The following is a 15893-nucleotide window of genomic DNA, read 5'->3' on the forward strand; positions in this document are numbered from 1 at the left end:
CGCTTTACTTTAATAAATTAAAATTTGTTATATATGTTATCACATGTATTTTCTGATTGCAAGCAAAAAATCATACTTGCACATTTTTTACTGAAAGATATAATGAAATAGAGAGAATATCAAGGAATGAGGGTTATCACCGTGTTAAAAACATTAATAAAACATATTTCAAAATATTATAAAGACACCTTTTTACTTGCAGTTGCCGGTCTGGTCATTGGAATTCTGGTAGGTATTATTGATGCTGCTTTTGGAACCATTCTTTTAAAATGTACCGCCATCAGAGAACGATACTTCTGGTATCTTCTTCCATTTCTGCCAGCCGCAGGGGCCTTTATCTGTCTGATCTATAAACGCTTTGGAAAAAATGCCAACAAAGGAATGAAGCTGGTCTTTGAAGTCGGTTTTGGTCATAAAGTAGGTCTTCCGATACGGATGGTTCCACTGTCAATGATTGCCACCTGGATAACTCATCTGTTCGGCGGAAGCGCCGGAAGAGAAGGCGTTGCGGTACAGATTGGAGCTGCTGTCTCTAATAATGTCGGTCGCCTGATTGATAAAGTAACTAATATAAAGGACAGTCAGAAAATGTTCCTGATCACGGGTATGGCTGCTGGATTTGCAGGATTATTCTGCACACCACTTGCTGCCATCTTTTTTGCATTGGAAGTCCTCGTCGCCGGAAAGCTGGAATATCACGCACTGATTCCGGCAACGGTTGCCGCTTTGAGTGCTGCCTATACTTCCCGTGCATTGGGACTTCGCAAATTCTACATCAATATTTTAGACACATTGAACATCCATCCTTCAAATTATGATATTGTTTTACTTCTAAAAATCGCCCTTATGGGACTGATCTTTGGTGTTGTTGGATCTCTGTTTGCCTTGCTTCTTCGTTATATGCGATTGAAATTAATGTTTGCTTTTTCTTCTCCATTGAAGAAAGCCATCATCATGGGCATTATTCTTGCCGTCTTAATGGCACTTCTTCATCAGGGAAGATATTGCGGTACAGGATCTAATCTGACTGCTCTCTGTTTTGGTGGAGATGAAAATGTCATATATTTTTACGACTGGCTTTTGAAGATGCTGCTCACAATTCTGACATTATCTTCTGGATTTATGGGCGGAGAGGTTGCTCCACTTTTTTCCATCGGTTCCTGCCTCGGTTATGTGATTGCTCCAATGCTTGGATTAGATCCGATGTTTGGTGCTGCACTGGGATTTGCTGCTGTCTTCAGCAGTGGAACCAATACATTGTTAGCCGCAATTTTGGTAGGCGTAGAAAGCTTCGGCTATTCTATGCTTCCATTTTTCTCAGTCGTATGCTTTATTTCATTTATCTTTAACTTTAATAATTCCATTTTCACGTCACAAAAAAGTATCTTCAAGCAATATGGGGACGGGGGTTTTTGAAAAATCCCCGTCCCATTTTACTTTTCTTCAACTGTAATCATATTTTTCACAATATCTTTATTCACCTGATATACCATTTTGGAATCCTTTGCCATAATATAACGATATGTACCAGATTCCTCCACATTCCCAATATATATATTAAATGTTTCTTCTTTTTCTGTTGAAGAGTCCTGATAAGTTGCAACTGCCGTAATCCTGTTTTCTTCGTCCAGACCGTATTGTAGAAGCTTTTCTTCTGTTACGTGGTAATCTACACATTCTGTCAGAGACAAGGTCCCGAATCCACCTGCCAGCTCTCCTAACTCTCCTTCTTCTTCATATGTATCGGTCATTCCATCTTCTGTAACTTCTACTTTTTTCAGATTACCGCTTCCAATAGACGGAACTGAATCGTTCTCTACGAGTCCAGACAGATCAAATTGAAGGCTGGTTACCAAATCACTGGTAATCGTATACACTTTCTTTGTATCATTAATAGTCACATAATAATTTTCACCAGTAGTATTTCCAATGTACAGAATGCTTTCTTCTTCGTCTTCTGTGGTATAACGAATGGTATATGCAGGCTCCTCCAATCCATAATCCGCAAGATCATCTGGGTTGTCTAACTCTCGAACGGCTGACAGATTCTCCACTTTCGATACAATATCCTCTACTGTAGTCTGATTCATCGGAATCTCTTGATCTGCTTCATAATACCATATTCCATCTTCTTTTTTGAAGGCCATAGTATCTGTCCCATCTGTATAAGACAATCCCGACAATTTCACTTCCTCGGTGACAGCAATCTTTTCTTCCTCTTCCCTGGAATTCTTCTGATTCCAGAAGCGAAGACCAATATACAAGATTGCTAAAGCCACAAGAATTCCTACTAATATTAACATACTTTTTTTCTGCTTCATGAATCTTTCCTTTCCTATGCTATGCTTTTCTTCTCTTCCACCAACGCACGAATCCAAACACCAATATAATGAGTGGAATTCCAAAAATCACAAGCAGGCTTATAATTCCGGCATGCTGCATGGTATTATAAGTTACTTCCAGACTCTTTGGCTCAATTGCCACATTCTGCACATCATCAAAATTAGCAGACAATGCATTCATGAATAAATCTAGGTTCTCCAATGTCGAAAAGCTATCTGTAATCTGAGCATCGATCATACTGTCAGCAGAGATTACTGTAAGACGGCTCTCCATATCTTTTTCCTTGTTCGTCTCTTCACTGTCTTCTTCATCCTCTGCTACAACACTTTCAACAGCGACAGCTCCCAACGTATATGTTCCCTTCTTTTCTTCATCTTCGGTGACAGCATAAGCCTCAGAAGATGTAGTCATGAGTGATGTCACAGTGATTGTCTCTCTTGCGGGATCTGTTACATGAAATCCATGTGCATTTACCAAAAGTACCATTCCAGAAGACATTCCTTTCATCATTTCTTCTGATCCATTGATCTGAGGAAAAATATAGTAATAATTCCCCTGATAACATCTCTGCATATCAGCAATATAGCCATCCTCACACTCTATGCCATATTCTTCAAGAAGTGTATCAAGATTCGGAGTCGCATCATCTGTCTCTCCCAGCATTAGGAACACATCTCCACCTTTTGACATGTAATTTTCAATCAACGTCTTTTCATCTTCTGTGATATCTTTCATTGGAGCATATAGAAACAACAGATCACAATCCTCTGGTATCTCACCTTGCATCATCAGATTCAACTCTTCTTCTGCCATGTTATTCTTTCCCAGCAGATCTGATACTGATGTAGAGAATGTATTCTCTCCATGTCCTGTCGTATAATATATTTTTTTTGTCGTATCACTGGTCACATAATTGACAGCACTGGTAAGCTGTCCTTCTCCGTCAAATTCAGTCGCAGAAACACTGCCCGTCATATAATAGGAATACTCATCATACACTAAAATATCCCCAAAGGAAACAGAAGTACTTTTCCCTGTCTTTTCGCCGGTAATCAAGATCGTATCTGAATCCACATTGTTTTCTGTAAGTTCAGAAGGATGCAATACCGGATCAATCCATTCCACTTCAATATTGTCAGATAATTCAGCATATTTCTTAAGAAACGTTTTTATACGTTCATCTGTGGAATCTTTCTCTGCAAATATCTGAAAGGAAATTTTCTGGTCCAATTTTTTCAGCAAATCTTTTGTTGTATCTGAAATCTCATATATCTTATTGTCGCTGACATCAATACTGCGAATACTTTCTGGCAGCTGTCCGGCTATTAGATTTATTACAACTGCAATCGCAATCACCAGTGCAATCATGCCAACACTGTAACTCCCATTCCTGGAAGTCCCACTTTTAAAAATCTTCTTTATTTTCTCCAGCATAATTTCCTCCTAACTCCAACGTCTTTTCTGTATCATCTGCATGGTAAAGAAAAGGAATACTGCAATGAGCGTCAGATATAATATCACTCCGCTTACATCCAGAAGATGATTAGATGCCACACTATTAAATACATTCGTAAGATCTGCTTTTCCCAGTATCTCAGACAACAGGCTCTCGAACAGGGTCGACTTTATCATATAGGTAATCACACATCCGACCATTGCAGCCAGTTCCAACGCTACACTGATCACCCAGTTTTTCGTCATCTGCCATACAGCAAATACCACACAGGACAAAATCACAATGATTCCAAGCATATTTGCCAGCGCAGAGGTCGGAAGGAAATCCAGGATTCCACTCCAAAGGTACAACACCATCAATACTCCAAACGTCCCAATCGCTGCTATGATAACACTCTCCGTCAACGAGGAAATAAACATCCCGATAGCAATATATACACATCCCAATAAAAACAGTAAAAAGACAGAAAGATAATCAATCACAATATACGCTGTCCCTTGTGTCTTAATAATCAGCGGAAAAATCAGATAAATCGCGCATGGAATCGACAGAATAGTTACCATAGCCAGATATTTTCCCATTACAACTTGAAACAAACTAACCGGAGCAGTCAATAGCATCTGATCCGTTTTGTTCTTACGTTCCTCAGCAAAGCTTCGCATGGTAAGAATCGGAATTGCAATTAGATAGATAAATATAGTTGCAGACAATACATATGAAAAATACGGGTATCCATAATTCAGGTTATATGCCATAAAATACACTCCGGTAAATGCCACTAAAAATGCGATAAATACATAACCTATCATGGAATGAAAATAGGATTTGAGTTCTCGTCTATAGATTGCCCTCATTGTCTCTTATCCCCTTTCTTAAACTTACTACTGTTTCCTTCTTGTGTCAGTTCAAGGAAAATCTCTTCTAATGAAGATTTATTCAGTTTTAATGTTAAAAGCGGTAATTTTTCTCCGGCAAATGCAAAAAAGAGCTTCTCCCTGATATCTATCTGCCCCTTTACTTCAATCTCCGCAATCAAGGTCTGATGATCCGTCTTTTTATATTTTATTTTTCTTATTTCCGGTATCTTATTCAAAATTCTCTTTACTGCTTCTTCCGTCTCTTTTGCTTCTATCTCAACATGATTCGTCCCACTCATCAGATTTTCCAGATTCTCAGGAGTATCACTCGCTACAAGGTGCCCATTTGCAATAATCAAAATATAATCACACACTTCTCTTACCTCAGCAAGAATATGCGAACTTAGGATCACCGTATGATTCTTAGCGAGTTTACGAATCAGTTCACGAATCTCTATAATTTGCTTTGGATCCAGACCTACCGTAGGTTCATCCAGAATAATAATCTCTGGAAATCCTAAGATAGCCTGTGCCAGCCCTACTCTCTGCTTGTATCCTTTGGATAGATTATTGATCAGACGATCCTTCACAGGCTGCAGTTTCGTAAGTTTCATAACTGCCCCGATCTGTGCTTCTCTCTCTTTCTTCGGTATCTTTTTCAACTCTGCGGCAAATCGAAGATATTCCATTACCGTCATCTCTGTATACAGAGGTGGCATCTCTGGCAGATAGCCAATACACCTTTTAGCCTCTTCAGGCTCTTTCAAAATATCATGCCCGTTAATCAGTACCTGCCCTTCTGTAGCTCCCAAATATCCTGTCATAATGTTCATTGTAGTTGATTTTCCAGCCCCATTTGGTCCAAGAAAGCCATAGATCTGCCCTTTTTTCACTGTAAAATTCAGATGATCCACTGCCAGATGCCTGCCATATCTCTTCGTAAGATTCTTTACTTCTATCAATGTCTCTCCTCCTATCAAACAAAATCTTCTACCAATATAAGGGAATCCCTTGAAAAGTATGTGATGATTTTATGTTTATTCTGTGAATTCCTTCGTCAAAATAATGCTCTTTTTATTGCACTTCCTTTTCAAAAATCCTATAATGATTTTAGATTTATTATTTTTGACATCGGAGATTATGCATAATGGACAACTTAGATAAAACTCGAAATAGATTCATCGATTCTTTAAAACAACTAATGGAAAAAAAGCAACTAGACAAAATAACTGTAAAAGAGATTGTCGAGACCAGTGGCATGACACGCCAAACTTTTTATAGAAATTTTAAAGACAAGTATGATCTGGTCAACTGGCATTTTAGCCAGCTCGCCGATCGTTCTTTTCGTCAGATGGGTTCCGGCTGCACATTAAAAGAAGGGCTTATTAAGAAATTCCAGTTTATTCAAAATGAAAAACGTTTCTTTACTTCCGCCTTTCAATCCCGTGACTACAATTCACTGATGCAATATGACTATGAATGTATTCTGGAATTTTATACCAATATAATTAAAGAAAAAACCGGAAAATCCCCCAATCGTGAGATTGTCTTTCTCTTGGAAATGTATTGTCGCGGCTCGATTGATATGACGGTCGAATGGGTGCGAAAAAACATGAATATGGAACCAGAAGAGATTGCCAATTTGTTGATTCTCGCACTTCCAAGACCTTTGGAAGAATTATTTTCTGATATTTGTTAGATCTATGCGTTACACATTTAGCCACTTGTCACTTTTGTGACAGGTGGCTTTTTCTGTAACTTTTCTTGATTTCAGCACATTGTTATAATAATGACAAAGCAATTATAAAGGAGAGATGCATTATGTCAAACAGGTTTGTTTTAAATGAGACATCCTATCACGGAGCTGGTGCAATCAATGACATTGCAACCGAAGCTAAAACCAGAGGATTCCAAAAAGCTTTTGTATGTTCGGATCCTGATCTCGTAAAATTTGGTGTTACCCAGAAAGTACTGAATGTATTAGATCAAAATGATCTCGAATATACACTCTATTCCAACATCAAACCAAATCCAACCATCGAAAATGTTCAGACAGGCGTAGAAGCTTTCAAAAAATCTAATGCAGATTATATTATCGCTATTGGCGGTGGTTCCTCCATGGATACTGCAAAAGCAGTCGGCATTATCATTGCGAACCCAGAGCATGAAGATGTGAGAAGTCTGGAAGGTGCCGTTAATACACCCAATAAATCTATTCCAATTATTGCAGTTCCTACTACAGCTGGAACTGCTGCCGAAGTCACTATTAACTATGTTATTACAGATGTTGAAAAAAGCAGAAAATTCGTGTGTGTTGACCCACATGATATCCCTGTAATTGCAATTATTGATCCAGATATGATGTCTAGTATGCCAAAAGGACTGACCGCTGCAACTGGTATGGATGCTCTGACACACGCCATCGAAGGATACATTACTGCTGGCGCATGGGAATTATCCGATATGTTCCACATCAAGGCTATTGAAATCATCTCCCGCTCTTTGAGAGGTGCTGTTGCAAATACTCCTGAAGGACGTGCTGATATGGCTCTGGGACAGTATGTTGCCGGTATGGGCTTCTCCAACGTAGGTCTTGGAATTGTTCATTCCATGGCTCATACACTTGGCGCAAAATATGATACTCCACATGGAATTGCAAACGCAATTTTGCTTCCAACCGTTATGGAATACAATGCAGAAGCAACTGGAACTAAATATAGAGATATCGCAATCGCTATGGGTGTTGAAGGTGTCGAAAATATGTCTCAGGAAGAATACAGAAAAGCTGCCATCGATGCAGTTAAGAAACTGGCCGAAGACGTCGGAATTCCAAAAGATCTAAAAGACATTGTAAAAGAAGAAGATATTCCATTCCTGGCGGCATCCGCATATGCAGATGCCTGCCGCCCAGGTAATCCAAAAGAGACTTCCGTGGAAGATATCGCTGCCCTGTTCCGGTCTTTGTTATAGGATTTTGATGGGGATGTTTGAATAAGCAGAATGGGTACGGGGCGAGGAAGGAGATACTATCTCACTTTTCTTCGTCCCCAATACCATTACAATTCCGCAACAAATCGCAGGAATGCCTCTCTTCCTTCTGGTGTGCATTTGTATACGCCTGCGTCTTCGAGTACGTGGGTGAATGTAATTCCCACTTCTTTTTTCAGGATGTCCATTACATTTTCTTCTGTAATATGATCGTATTTTGGAAGAAATTGTTCTGCCCACTCGGCATGCTTTTCAATCTTTTCATTGCTTCTGATATCTTTTTTATTCACAAGATAATCTGCTAAGATTTCCAATTCTTCTTTTAATCTGGCTGGCAATACTGCAAGACCCATAACCTCGATCAAACCGATATTTTCTTTTTTAATGTTATGATATTGTGCATGTGGATGGTAGACTCCAAGGGGATGTTCTTTGGTTGTAATGTTGTTTCTCAGAGTCAGATCCAGTTCATAGACATCTCCGACCTTTCTTGCGATCGGTGTGATGGTATTGTGTGGTTCTCCATCGGTATTGGCATAGATGAAAGCCGATTCATCTGTATACCCTCTCCATACTGTCAGTACATGGTCTGCCAGCTCAATCAGGCGTTTTTCATCTTTGCTTCTGATTCGAAGAACAGACAATGGCCATTTTACGATACCGGCCTCTACATCCTCGTATCCTGGGATAGTTACATTTTTCTCAATAGGTGCTTTTGCCATGGCAAAGGTATAATTTCCACCCTGAAAATGGTCATGGCTAAGAATTGAGCCACCTACGATTGGAAGATCTGCATTGGATCCGAGGAAATAATGTGGAAACTGTTTGATGAAATCAAATAATTTCACAAATGTCGCACGTTCTATTTTCATCGGCACATGCTGTCCATTAAATACAATGCAATGCTCATTATAATATACATATGGAGAATACTGGAATCCCCATTTGCTGTCATTGACTGTAACCGGGATGATTCTGTGGTTCTCACGGGCCGGGTGATTCAGACGTCCAGCATATCCTTCATTTTCCATACACAACAGGCACTTCGGATAACTGCTTGCTTTTGCATTCTTTGCAGCCGCAATCGCTTTCGGATCTTTTTCCGGTTTTGACAGATTAATCGTAATATCAATCTCCCCATATGGAGAATCTACTTTCCACTTCATATCTTTCTTCACACGATAGCGACGGATATAATCACTGTCCTGACTTAATTTATAAAAATAATCCGTTGCTTCTTTTGGAGAGATTTCATACTTCTTTGCAAATGTCTCCTGCACCTGTGCAGGTCTTGGCATCAGGCAATTCATCAATTTTGTATCAAACAGATCCCTGTATCCGATGCTGTCTTCAATCAATCCACGCGCTACGGCTTCATCCAACAAATCTTTCAATACAGGCTCCAGCTCAATCTCTCCTTCACCAATCTCAACATCTTCATAATTGTCCTCCTGGAATACATCCAGCAAAAGATTGGTAGCATAGATGCGTTCCGTTTCCGGTGTCAGTCCCGTCTGTATTCCATATTCTACCAGTTTTTTGATATTTTCCGATAACATCTTTCTTCCTCCATATTTATATAATCTTTGCTCCGTCGCCAATCTCAACCACATAAAATTCTGCCTCATGTCCTACTTTTTCCTGGTATGTCTTGCCGATTTCACGGATAAAAGCATCCACAGTATCATTTTTCACAATGCTGACTGTACAGCCGCCGAATCCGCCGCCTGTAATTCTGGAGCCGATTACCCCTGGCATCGCCTGCGCAAGATCCACAAGAATATCAATTTCTTCGCATGACACTTCATAATCGTATCTCAAGGATTTATGAGAAGCGTTCATCAATTTTCCAAAAAGTTCTACATCGTTGTTCTTTAAAGCTTCTACTGCACGGATGGTCCGCTGGTTTTCATAGACTGCATGCTTTGCTCTTTTCTGTCTGACCGGATCTTTAATTGCGTCCTTATGTGCTTCGTATTCTTCCTCTGTCAGGTCTCCCAGTGTCTTAATATTAACTACAGACTGAAGTTCTTTTAATGCCGTCTCACATTCATTTCTTCGATCGTTATATGCAGAATTCACCAAACTGTGCTTTACCTTACTATTCGTAATGACTATCTTAGCATCTTCCAGAACAACCGGAGCATACTCATAATTTAATGTATTTGTATCCAGGAAAATAGCATGATCTTTTTTGCCCATGGCACTTGCAAACTGATCCATGATTCCACAGTTACAGCCATTAAAATTATTCTCAGAATCCTGGCCGATAAGTGCCACATCAATCATAGATACCTGTTCGAATCCAAAAGTGTCTTTTAAGATCAATCCGGTAAGTACCTCCAGTGATGCAGATGAAGAAAGCCCTGATCCATTCGGGATATTACCATATATCAGAATGTCCATTCCGTGAGTCAGTTGATATCCTCTTTTTTCAAAGGCCCACATAACTCCCTTCGGATAATTGGTCCAGCCAGCAGCCTTATCTGGGATCAAATCATCCAGACTTGTCTCAATCACACCAAGTTTTTCAAAATTTGCAGAATAAAACCGCAACACTTTGTCTTCTCTGTCTCTTACAATTCCATAAGTTCCAAGGGTCAGTGCACATGGGAATACATGCCCGCCATTATAATCAGTATGTTCTCCGATCAGATTTACGCGTCCTGGTGCAAAATATGCACGCACTTCTCCTTCCTTTCCATACAACTCTTTAAATCTCTGAATCAGCTTCTCCGTCATCCTCACAACCTCCATTGCTTATATTACGCTTGCATAATTACCTTCCTTAATTTATGATTATAATGAGAGTATACATTTGACACAATAAAGATATTAGAAAGAATTATAAGGATATTGAGGAAATGGGGACTATTTATGCAGATACATACCAAAAAGGACCAAAAAGAAATCAAACAGCATGGAAATTATGAATTTCCTGTTCATATAAGTCTCGAAAAAATACAGTCATACGAACAGGGTTCTTTTCTATGGCACTGGCATCCCGAAATCGAACTGACCTGGATCATGTCCGGCCAGATCGAATATTATGTAAACGATCAAAAGTATCTCCTTTCTGAAGGAGAAGGTTTATTCTGCAATAGTAATTCACTTCACTCTGGCTACATGATAGACGGACAAGACTGCAATTACCTCTCGATTACATTTCATCCAAGATTTATCTATGGATATGAGAACAGCCTGCTTCAGACAAAGTACGTTGATTATATCACTTCTCATGAATCCTGGCATTCTTTAAAGCTGGGGATGACAATTGACTGGCAGCAGGATATCATTTGGCAGATACAGAGAATCTACCAACTGTCTCAGCTCCCTCCTTCTGATTATGAGCTTCAGCTACATCTGATTTTAACTGGCATCTGGCAGAAATTATATCTTCACTATGCATCTCTTCCTGCCGATGAACAATACACACCTAAGCATCTGCAGCGTCTGAAAGATATCCTGACATACATCCAGGAACATTATGCACAGGATATTACTCTGGATGATGTAGCCGACCATATCAATATCTGCAAAAGTGAATGTTGTCGCTTCTTCAAAAGATACATGAAAATGACTATTTTCGAATATATTCTGTTTTTGAGGATTCAAAACAGTCTTTCCTTATTAAAGGAAGGAGAAAGTGTCACAAAGATAGCCGGCATGGTTGGTTTCTCCACGCCGGCTTACTATGGACAAATATTTAAAAGATATATGGGATGCTCTCCCAGTCAATACCGCAAAAATCTATCTGATTAGCCCCAATTGGTTCCTACTCCTGCTGCCTGGGCTTTTTCATAGATTTCTTTTGCTGCTACCAGATCCTGAGTTGCAACACCAACCGTTTCAAAAACAATGATTTCCTCATCATTTTCACGTCCGACCAGTTCTCCTTTGATTACATTTCCAAGGTCACCGGTAAAGTCTTCTTTGGTAATGATTCCTTCTTCCAATGGAATCAGAATATCACCGGATTCTGATAAAACTGCATCTTCAGAATCAAAATATATCTTAGAAGCACGAGGAAGAATCGCTGGATCCATCTCCTGCATATGATGCTGATATGCACCTACACAGCTGATGGTACATCCTTTCTTAATCTTTGTTCCATCAAATACTGGTTTTGAAGATGGTGTGACTGTGATCAGCAGATCTGCATCATCAATTGCTGCATCGGATGATTCTACTGCAACAATTTTTGTTCCGTAATCTTTCAGCTCTTCCTGCATACGGGCTGCAAATGCCTGTGTACGTTCCAGATTCAGATCATACACTCTTACTTCTTCTAATTTTCTGGCTGCGATCATTGCTTCCAGCTGTGTTGCTGCCTGTCCCCCGGTACCGATCAGTGCACCGATTCTGCACTCCTTCTTTGCCAGCACATCAAACGCTGCCCCGGAAGCTGCTCCGGTACGAAGCTGTGTAACATAAGTACCATCTAACACTGCCGTCACAACACCGGTCTTACCATCAATCAACAACACCTGCGCCGGAGAAGACGGGATTCCGTTGTCAATATTATGTGGAAAGATATTGATAATCTTCAATGAAGCTGTATCCATCTCTTCTACATATGCCGGCATAAATAAGAAACATCCGTCATATTTCGGTGCCTGAATGTTGGTACGAAGCGGTGCATTACATTTTCCTTCAACTACCAGCTGAAATGCCTTTTTATCAGCTTCAATCGCATCTTTAATCGTAAATACTTTCTTGATATCCTCTCTTGATAATAATAACATATCTTTTTCCTCCAATTATTTTCTTATCTGTGGAATTTTGCATCCAGATCCCATGGCTGCATTGCTCCGCCTTCCTCTGCCGGGCGGCACATCTTTGCATAAATATTAAGACATCCTTTTTCTTCCTTCAATGGTGGACATACCCAGTTTGCTCTTCTCCTTGCAAGCTCTTCATCTGATACAAGCATAGATACTTCTCCGTTTGGAATATCAATGACGATCTCATCCCCATTCTCTACAAGAGCGATATTTCCTCCATCATATGCTTCCGGAGACACATGTCCAATAATAGCTCCAAAGTTAAATCCTGAAAATCTTGCATCTGAGATAAGCCCTACACTCTTATGAAGACCCAGACCGATCAATGCATCAATACTAAGCATCAGTTCCTTCATACCAGGCGCACCCTTGCAGCTTTCATATCGGATGACGATGATATCTCCAGGAACGATCTCACCAGCCTGAATTGCTTCAAATGCAGCCCTGTCACCGTCAAATACTTTTGCTTTTCCCTTCATGTACTTCACTTCTTCATATACAGCTGTCGGTCTTACGATTGCACCGTTTGGAGAGAGATTTCCTCTTAAGATCTTAAGACCAGGTTCATTGAACAGCGGGCGCTCTAATGAGTGGATTACTTTATTTTCCTGCGGTGTTACTTTTGTAAGCATCTCTGCCCATGTAGTTCCATACATGCTTGGAACATCCGTATATAGTTTAGTCTCCAACATCTTCATGACATTCATGACACCACCGGCATAATGGAAATCTACTACCGTGTACGGACCGCTTGGAACAACTGCATTGATACACGGAATCTCTTTTGCATATGTTTCAAAATCTTCCAGCGTAAGTTTGATGCCCAGTTCATACGCATAGGAAAGAATATGAAGCACCGCGTTGGTAGATCCGGCAACCGCCATATCGAACATAATCGCATTTAAAAGAGTCTCTTTCGTAATCAGATCAGATGGTTTTCTTCCGGCTTTTGCCATCTCAACAATATATTTTCCGGCCTCTCTGGCTTTTCTAAGCTTTGCGTTATCAGATGCCGGAATCGTAGATGTTCCGGGAAGAACCAGATTCATTACTTCTCCTAACATCTGCATCGTATTTGCCGTTCCCATGGAAGGACATGCGCCAAAAGACGGGCACACATTATCTTCCATCTCCATTAATTCTTCTTCCGTAGAACCGGAGAAACGAGCTGCATCCAGATCCGCTTCCACTACTGTCTTACCGCAATACTGGCCCGGCTGCATAGAACCTCCTGTCACGACCATAGATGGAATATCCAGCCGCATTGCTGCCATATAGCATCCTGCTATAATATTATCACATGACGCTATCATTGCAAGTCCGTCAAAATTATGTACACGAGTGACAAACTCAACTGACATTGCTACAATATCTCGTCCTACCTGCTCATACTTTAATTCTTCCGCTCCATTGGCAATATTTCCACATGTTGCCGGAATTCCGAACTCAACCGGGATTCCGCCTGCTGCCCAGATTCCCTGCTTTACCGCTTCTGCGATCTGACGAAGATGTGCAGATCCAGGTGAGCCCTCCATAAAAGAATTTGGCACACCAATATGTGGTTTTTTGCGAATATCCTTATCCGAATATCCGGCCGCTTTCATCATAACTCTTCTGTGTGCAGCCTCCGCACCATTCCAGAATTCAGTACCCATATGCATGTCCTCCTTTTCATTTTCCTGTCCTGTTTTACTATATAGCTTGACAAAATTTTATCAGTTATGTATATAATAAAACATCAGAAAATATCAGAAAAGAACGTATTGCTAAAGTCATCCTTCAGTTTTTCTTATATATACGTAAATATGTCACAACATAAACAAGAAATCAGTTTTACTTATATATATAGTAAGTTTTCTTAATATTACAGATCGAGCAACCCACATTCATTATACACAAGCGAGGAATCCATCATGAACAAGTACGAAATCATTTTAAATGTCTGCGAAACCCACAGCATTTCAAAAACAGCCGCCCAATTGAATTACACGCAATCTGCTATCAGCCAGGCAATCAAAGGCTATGAAAAAGAGCTGGGATTCCCTTTGTTCAAGCGCTCCAAACATGGCATGGAATTAATGCCAAACACCGAGGAAATCCTGGAATCTCTGAAAATCATCTGCGCAGAAGAAAACCGCATCTCCCAGATTGCTGCCAATCTTACCAGCCTTGACAGCGGATACATCCGTATCGGTACGATTCAAAGCGTCTCTTACCACTGGCTCCCGGATATCTTAAAGCTTTTTTCTGAAAAATATCCTAATATCCGATTTGAACTGACTGTGGATGGCTTCAATCCCTTAAAAGAAAAAATACAGGAGAACAAGCTTGACTGTATCTTTGTCTCCCACTACTCTGTTCCAGACCTTCCATTCATCCCAATCGGAAAAGATGAACTGATGCTGGTGACACCAAAAGATCATCCCCTCGCAGACAAAGTTGCTGTATCGTTATCAGACGTCAACCATGAAAATTTCGTTCTTTCATCGGACGGACTTGATTACGAGACGGGGCAGATCTTTGAACTGAATAACATCACTCCCAAAATCCGTTATCGCTTAAACGAAGATTTTGCAACGCTCAAGATGGTGGAAAAAGGATTTGGAATTACAATTCTGCCAAAGCTGCTTTTATACAATGCTCCTTTTGATGTCTGCATCCGCTCATTTACGGAGCACTATTTCCGTACACTTGGGGTAGCTTATACCAAGACACCTCCAACTCTTGCAACTATAAAATTTCTGGATTATGTCGAAGAATGGAGTAAGAACTGTCTGTCTTTTTCATAGCAACTGACATTTTTACCGAGTCCTAAAGGACTCGGTATTTTTAATACCATCTTCAGATTCTTCAGTTTTTGTGCATTAGGAATGCTTACTTCTGGAACCGGATATTTTCTTGCCTTCACCGCACACAGCAAGTCGACCATTCAGATTATGATCGTGCTTTGTGTTATCGGCAGCGGTCTGTACAAAAGTACTTCTCAGACATTAGTCGAAAGCCTCTATGGCAATAATGATCCTCGCAGAGACGGTGCTTTTTCAATGACCTATACCTTTACAAATATCGGTGTGTTATTTGGACCATTCCTCTGTGGACTCGTAGCCAATCAATGGTTCGCGACCAAACAGGGTGGCGAGATCCTGGAATATGGATACCGCACAGTATTCTTAATCACAGCTATTGTAATCTGGGCCGGTGCATTATTCTTTGCCATAGGTCAAAAATTTGTCCTGAAGGATCTTCATCACGCTGATTCTGCCAAAAAAAGTCTCGAAGAGAAAAAAGAACTTGCTTCAATCCCTCTTACTCAGCCAGAAAAGCGCAGAATGTGTGTCATACTGATTCTTGCCTTTTTCACTATCTTTTTCTGGATTGCATATAACCAGGCGTCTATGTCAATCGCTCTGTATATGCAGGAGTTTATCAATGTGACATGCTCCCACCACTTAACTTTATTTGAAA

The 15893-nt window shown here is 40.2% G+C and carries 14 protein-coding genes; 6 read left to right on the plus strand and 8 right to left on the minus strand.

Annotation, left to right across the window (positions count from 1 at the left end; all coding sequences use genetic code 11):
• Positions 1-141 precede the first annotated feature (141 nt).
• Complete coding sequence (locus ACQRBH_RS13485) at positions 142-1416, plus strand: chloride channel protein (protein ID WP_427762074.1); 1275 nt, start codon at positions 142-144, stop codon at positions 1414-1416.
• Between the two features lie 17 nt (positions 1417-1433).
• Here the strand turns inward: ACQRBH_RS13485 and ACQRBH_RS13490 are convergent, their stop codons facing one another.
• The 4 genes from ACQRBH_RS13490 to ACQRBH_RS13505 are packed head-to-tail and all read right to left on the minus strand — an operon-like array spanning position 1434 to position 5618.
• A complete protein-coding gene (locus ACQRBH_RS13490; RefSeq protein WP_427762076.1) occupies positions 1434-2303 on the minus strand; it encodes a DUF4340 domain-containing protein in 870 nt (289 codons plus the stop codon).
• Positions 2304-2340: 37 nt separating this feature from the next.
• Positions 2341-3777 carry a GldG family protein gene (locus ACQRBH_RS13495; RefSeq protein WP_427762078.1) on the minus strand — a complete coding sequence of 479 codons (1437 nt, stop codon included), beginning with the start codon at positions 3775-3777 and terminating at the stop codon, positions 2341-2343.
• 9 nt (positions 3778-3786) lie between these two features.
• Positions 3787-4653, minus strand: a complete 867-nt coding sequence (locus tag ACQRBH_RS13500) for an ABC transporter permease (RefSeq protein WP_235232627.1) — start codon at positions 4651-4653, stop codon at positions 3787-3789.
• A complete protein-coding gene (locus ACQRBH_RS13505; protein WP_427762081.1) occupies positions 4650-5618 on the minus strand; it encodes an ABC transporter ATP-binding protein in 969 nt (322 codons plus the stop codon). The genes ACQRBH_RS13500 and ACQRBH_RS13505 overlap by 4 nt, the downstream gene beginning before the upstream one ends.
• Before the next feature lie 185 nt (positions 5619-5803).
• On the opposite strand from ACQRBH_RS13505, the gene ACQRBH_RS13510 reads away from it, so the two are divergent.
• Together ACQRBH_RS13510 and fucO are read left to right on the plus strand one after the other, a co-directional pair.
• On the plus strand, positions 5804-6355 hold the full coding sequence (locus ACQRBH_RS13510) for a TetR/AcrR family transcriptional regulator C-terminal domain-containing protein (protein WP_427762083.1): 552 nt from the start codon (positions 5804-5806) through the stop codon (positions 6353-6355).
• Positions 6356-6477: 122 nt separating this feature from the next.
• Entirely contained in the window at positions 6478-7626 is a 1149-nt protein-coding gene (fucO, locus tag ACQRBH_RS13515) for a lactaldehyde reductase (protein WP_427762084.1), read from the plus strand.
• Positions 7627-7712: 86 nt separating this feature from the next.
• Here the strand turns inward: fucO and galT are convergent, their stop codons facing one another.
• Together galT and ACQRBH_RS13525 are read right to left on the minus strand one after the other, a co-directional pair.
• Positions 7713-9203 (minus strand): UDP-glucose--hexose-1-phosphate uridylyltransferase, encoded by a 1491-nt coding sequence (gene galT / locus ACQRBH_RS13520; RefSeq protein ID WP_427762086.1) that lies wholly within the window; start codon positions 9201-9203, stop codon positions 7713-7715.
• 16 nt (positions 9204-9219) lie between these two features.
• The gene (locus ACQRBH_RS13525) at positions 9220-10386 is read right to left on the minus strand and encodes a galactokinase (RefSeq protein ID WP_427762088.1); all 1167 of its coding nucleotides are present in this window, start codon (positions 10384-10386) and stop codon (positions 9220-9222) included.
• A 135-nt stretch (positions 10387-10521) separates the two neighbouring features.
• Here ACQRBH_RS13525 and ACQRBH_RS13530 point away from each other — a divergent pair, with 135 nt between their 5' ends.
• Positions 10522-11406 (plus strand): AraC family transcriptional regulator, encoded by an 885-nt coding sequence (locus tag ACQRBH_RS13530; protein WP_235232633.1) that lies wholly within the window; start codon positions 10522-10524, stop codon positions 11404-11406.
• Here the strand turns inward: ACQRBH_RS13530 and ACQRBH_RS13535 are convergent.
• Together ACQRBH_RS13535 and ilvD are read right to left on the minus strand one after the other, a co-directional pair.
• Entirely contained in the window at positions 11403-12389 is a 987-nt protein-coding gene (locus ACQRBH_RS13535; RefSeq protein WP_427743836.1) for an ornithine cyclodeaminase family protein, read from the minus strand. The genes ACQRBH_RS13530 and ACQRBH_RS13535 overlap by 4 nt on opposite strands.
• A 23-nt stretch (positions 12390-12412) precedes the next feature.
• On the minus strand, positions 12413-14083 hold the full coding sequence (gene ilvD / locus ACQRBH_RS13540; RefSeq protein ID WP_427762091.1) for a dihydroxy-acid dehydratase: 1671 nt from the start codon (positions 14081-14083) through the stop codon (positions 12413-12415).
• A 258-nt stretch (positions 14084-14341) separates the two neighbouring features.
• Here ilvD and ACQRBH_RS13545 point away from each other — a divergent pair, with 258 nt between their 5' ends.
• Complete coding sequence (locus tag ACQRBH_RS13545; protein ID WP_347376362.1) at positions 14342-15217, plus strand: LysR family transcriptional regulator; 876 nt, start codon at positions 14342-14344, stop codon at positions 15215-15217.
• A gap of 81 nt (positions 15218-15298) precedes the next feature.
• The coding region (locus tag ACQRBH_RS13550; RefSeq protein WP_427762093.1) for an MFS transporter at positions 15299-15893 on the plus strand (595 nt) is incomplete at its 3' end.

The sequence above is a fragment of the Bariatricus sp. SGI.161 genome (assembly GCF_050313695.1).
Classification (GTDB): Bacteria; Bacillota; Clostridia; order Lachnospirales; family Lachnospiraceae; genus JAFBIX01.

Coding starts and splice junctions, on each gene's coding strand:
- ACQRBH_RS13490 (WP_427762076.1), bottom strand. CDS start 2,303: ATGTTAATATTAGTAGGAATTCTTGTGGCTTTAGCAATCTTGTATATT.
- ACQRBH_RS13495 (WP_427762078.1), bottom strand. CDS start 3,777: ATGCTGGAGAAAATAAAGAAGATTTTTAAAAGTGGGACTTCCAGGAAT.
- ACQRBH_RS13500 (WP_235232627.1), bottom strand. CDS start 4,653: ATGAGGGCAATCTATAGACGAGAACTCAAATCCTATTTTCATTCCATG.
- ACQRBH_RS13510 (WP_427762083.1), top strand. CDS start 5,804: ATGGACAACTTAGATAAAACTCGAAATAGATTCATCGATTCTTTAAAA.
- fucO (WP_427762084.1), top strand. CDS start 6,478: ATGTCAAACAGGTTTGTTTTAAATGAGACATCCTATCACGGAGCTGGT.
- galT (WP_427762086.1), bottom strand. CDS start 9,203: ATGTTATCGGAAAATATCAAAAAACTGGTAGAATATGGAATACAGACG.
- ACQRBH_RS13525 (WP_427762088.1), bottom strand. CDS start 10,386: ATGACGGAGAAGCTGATTCAGAGATTTAAAGAGTTGTATGGAAAGGAA.
- ACQRBH_RS13530 (WP_235232633.1), top strand. CDS start 10,522: ATGCAGATACATACCAAAAAGGACCAAAAAGAAATCAAACAGCATGGA.
- ACQRBH_RS13535 (WP_427743836.1), bottom strand. CDS start 12,389: ATGTTATTATTATCAAGAGAGGATATCAAGAAAGTATTTACGATTAAA.
- ilvD (WP_427762091.1), bottom strand. CDS start 14,083: ATGGGTACTGAATTCTGGAATGGTGCGGAGGCTGCACACAGAAGAGTT.
- ACQRBH_RS13545 (WP_347376362.1), top strand. CDS start 14,342: ATGAACAAGTACGAAATCATTTTAAATGTCTGCGAAACCCACAGCATT.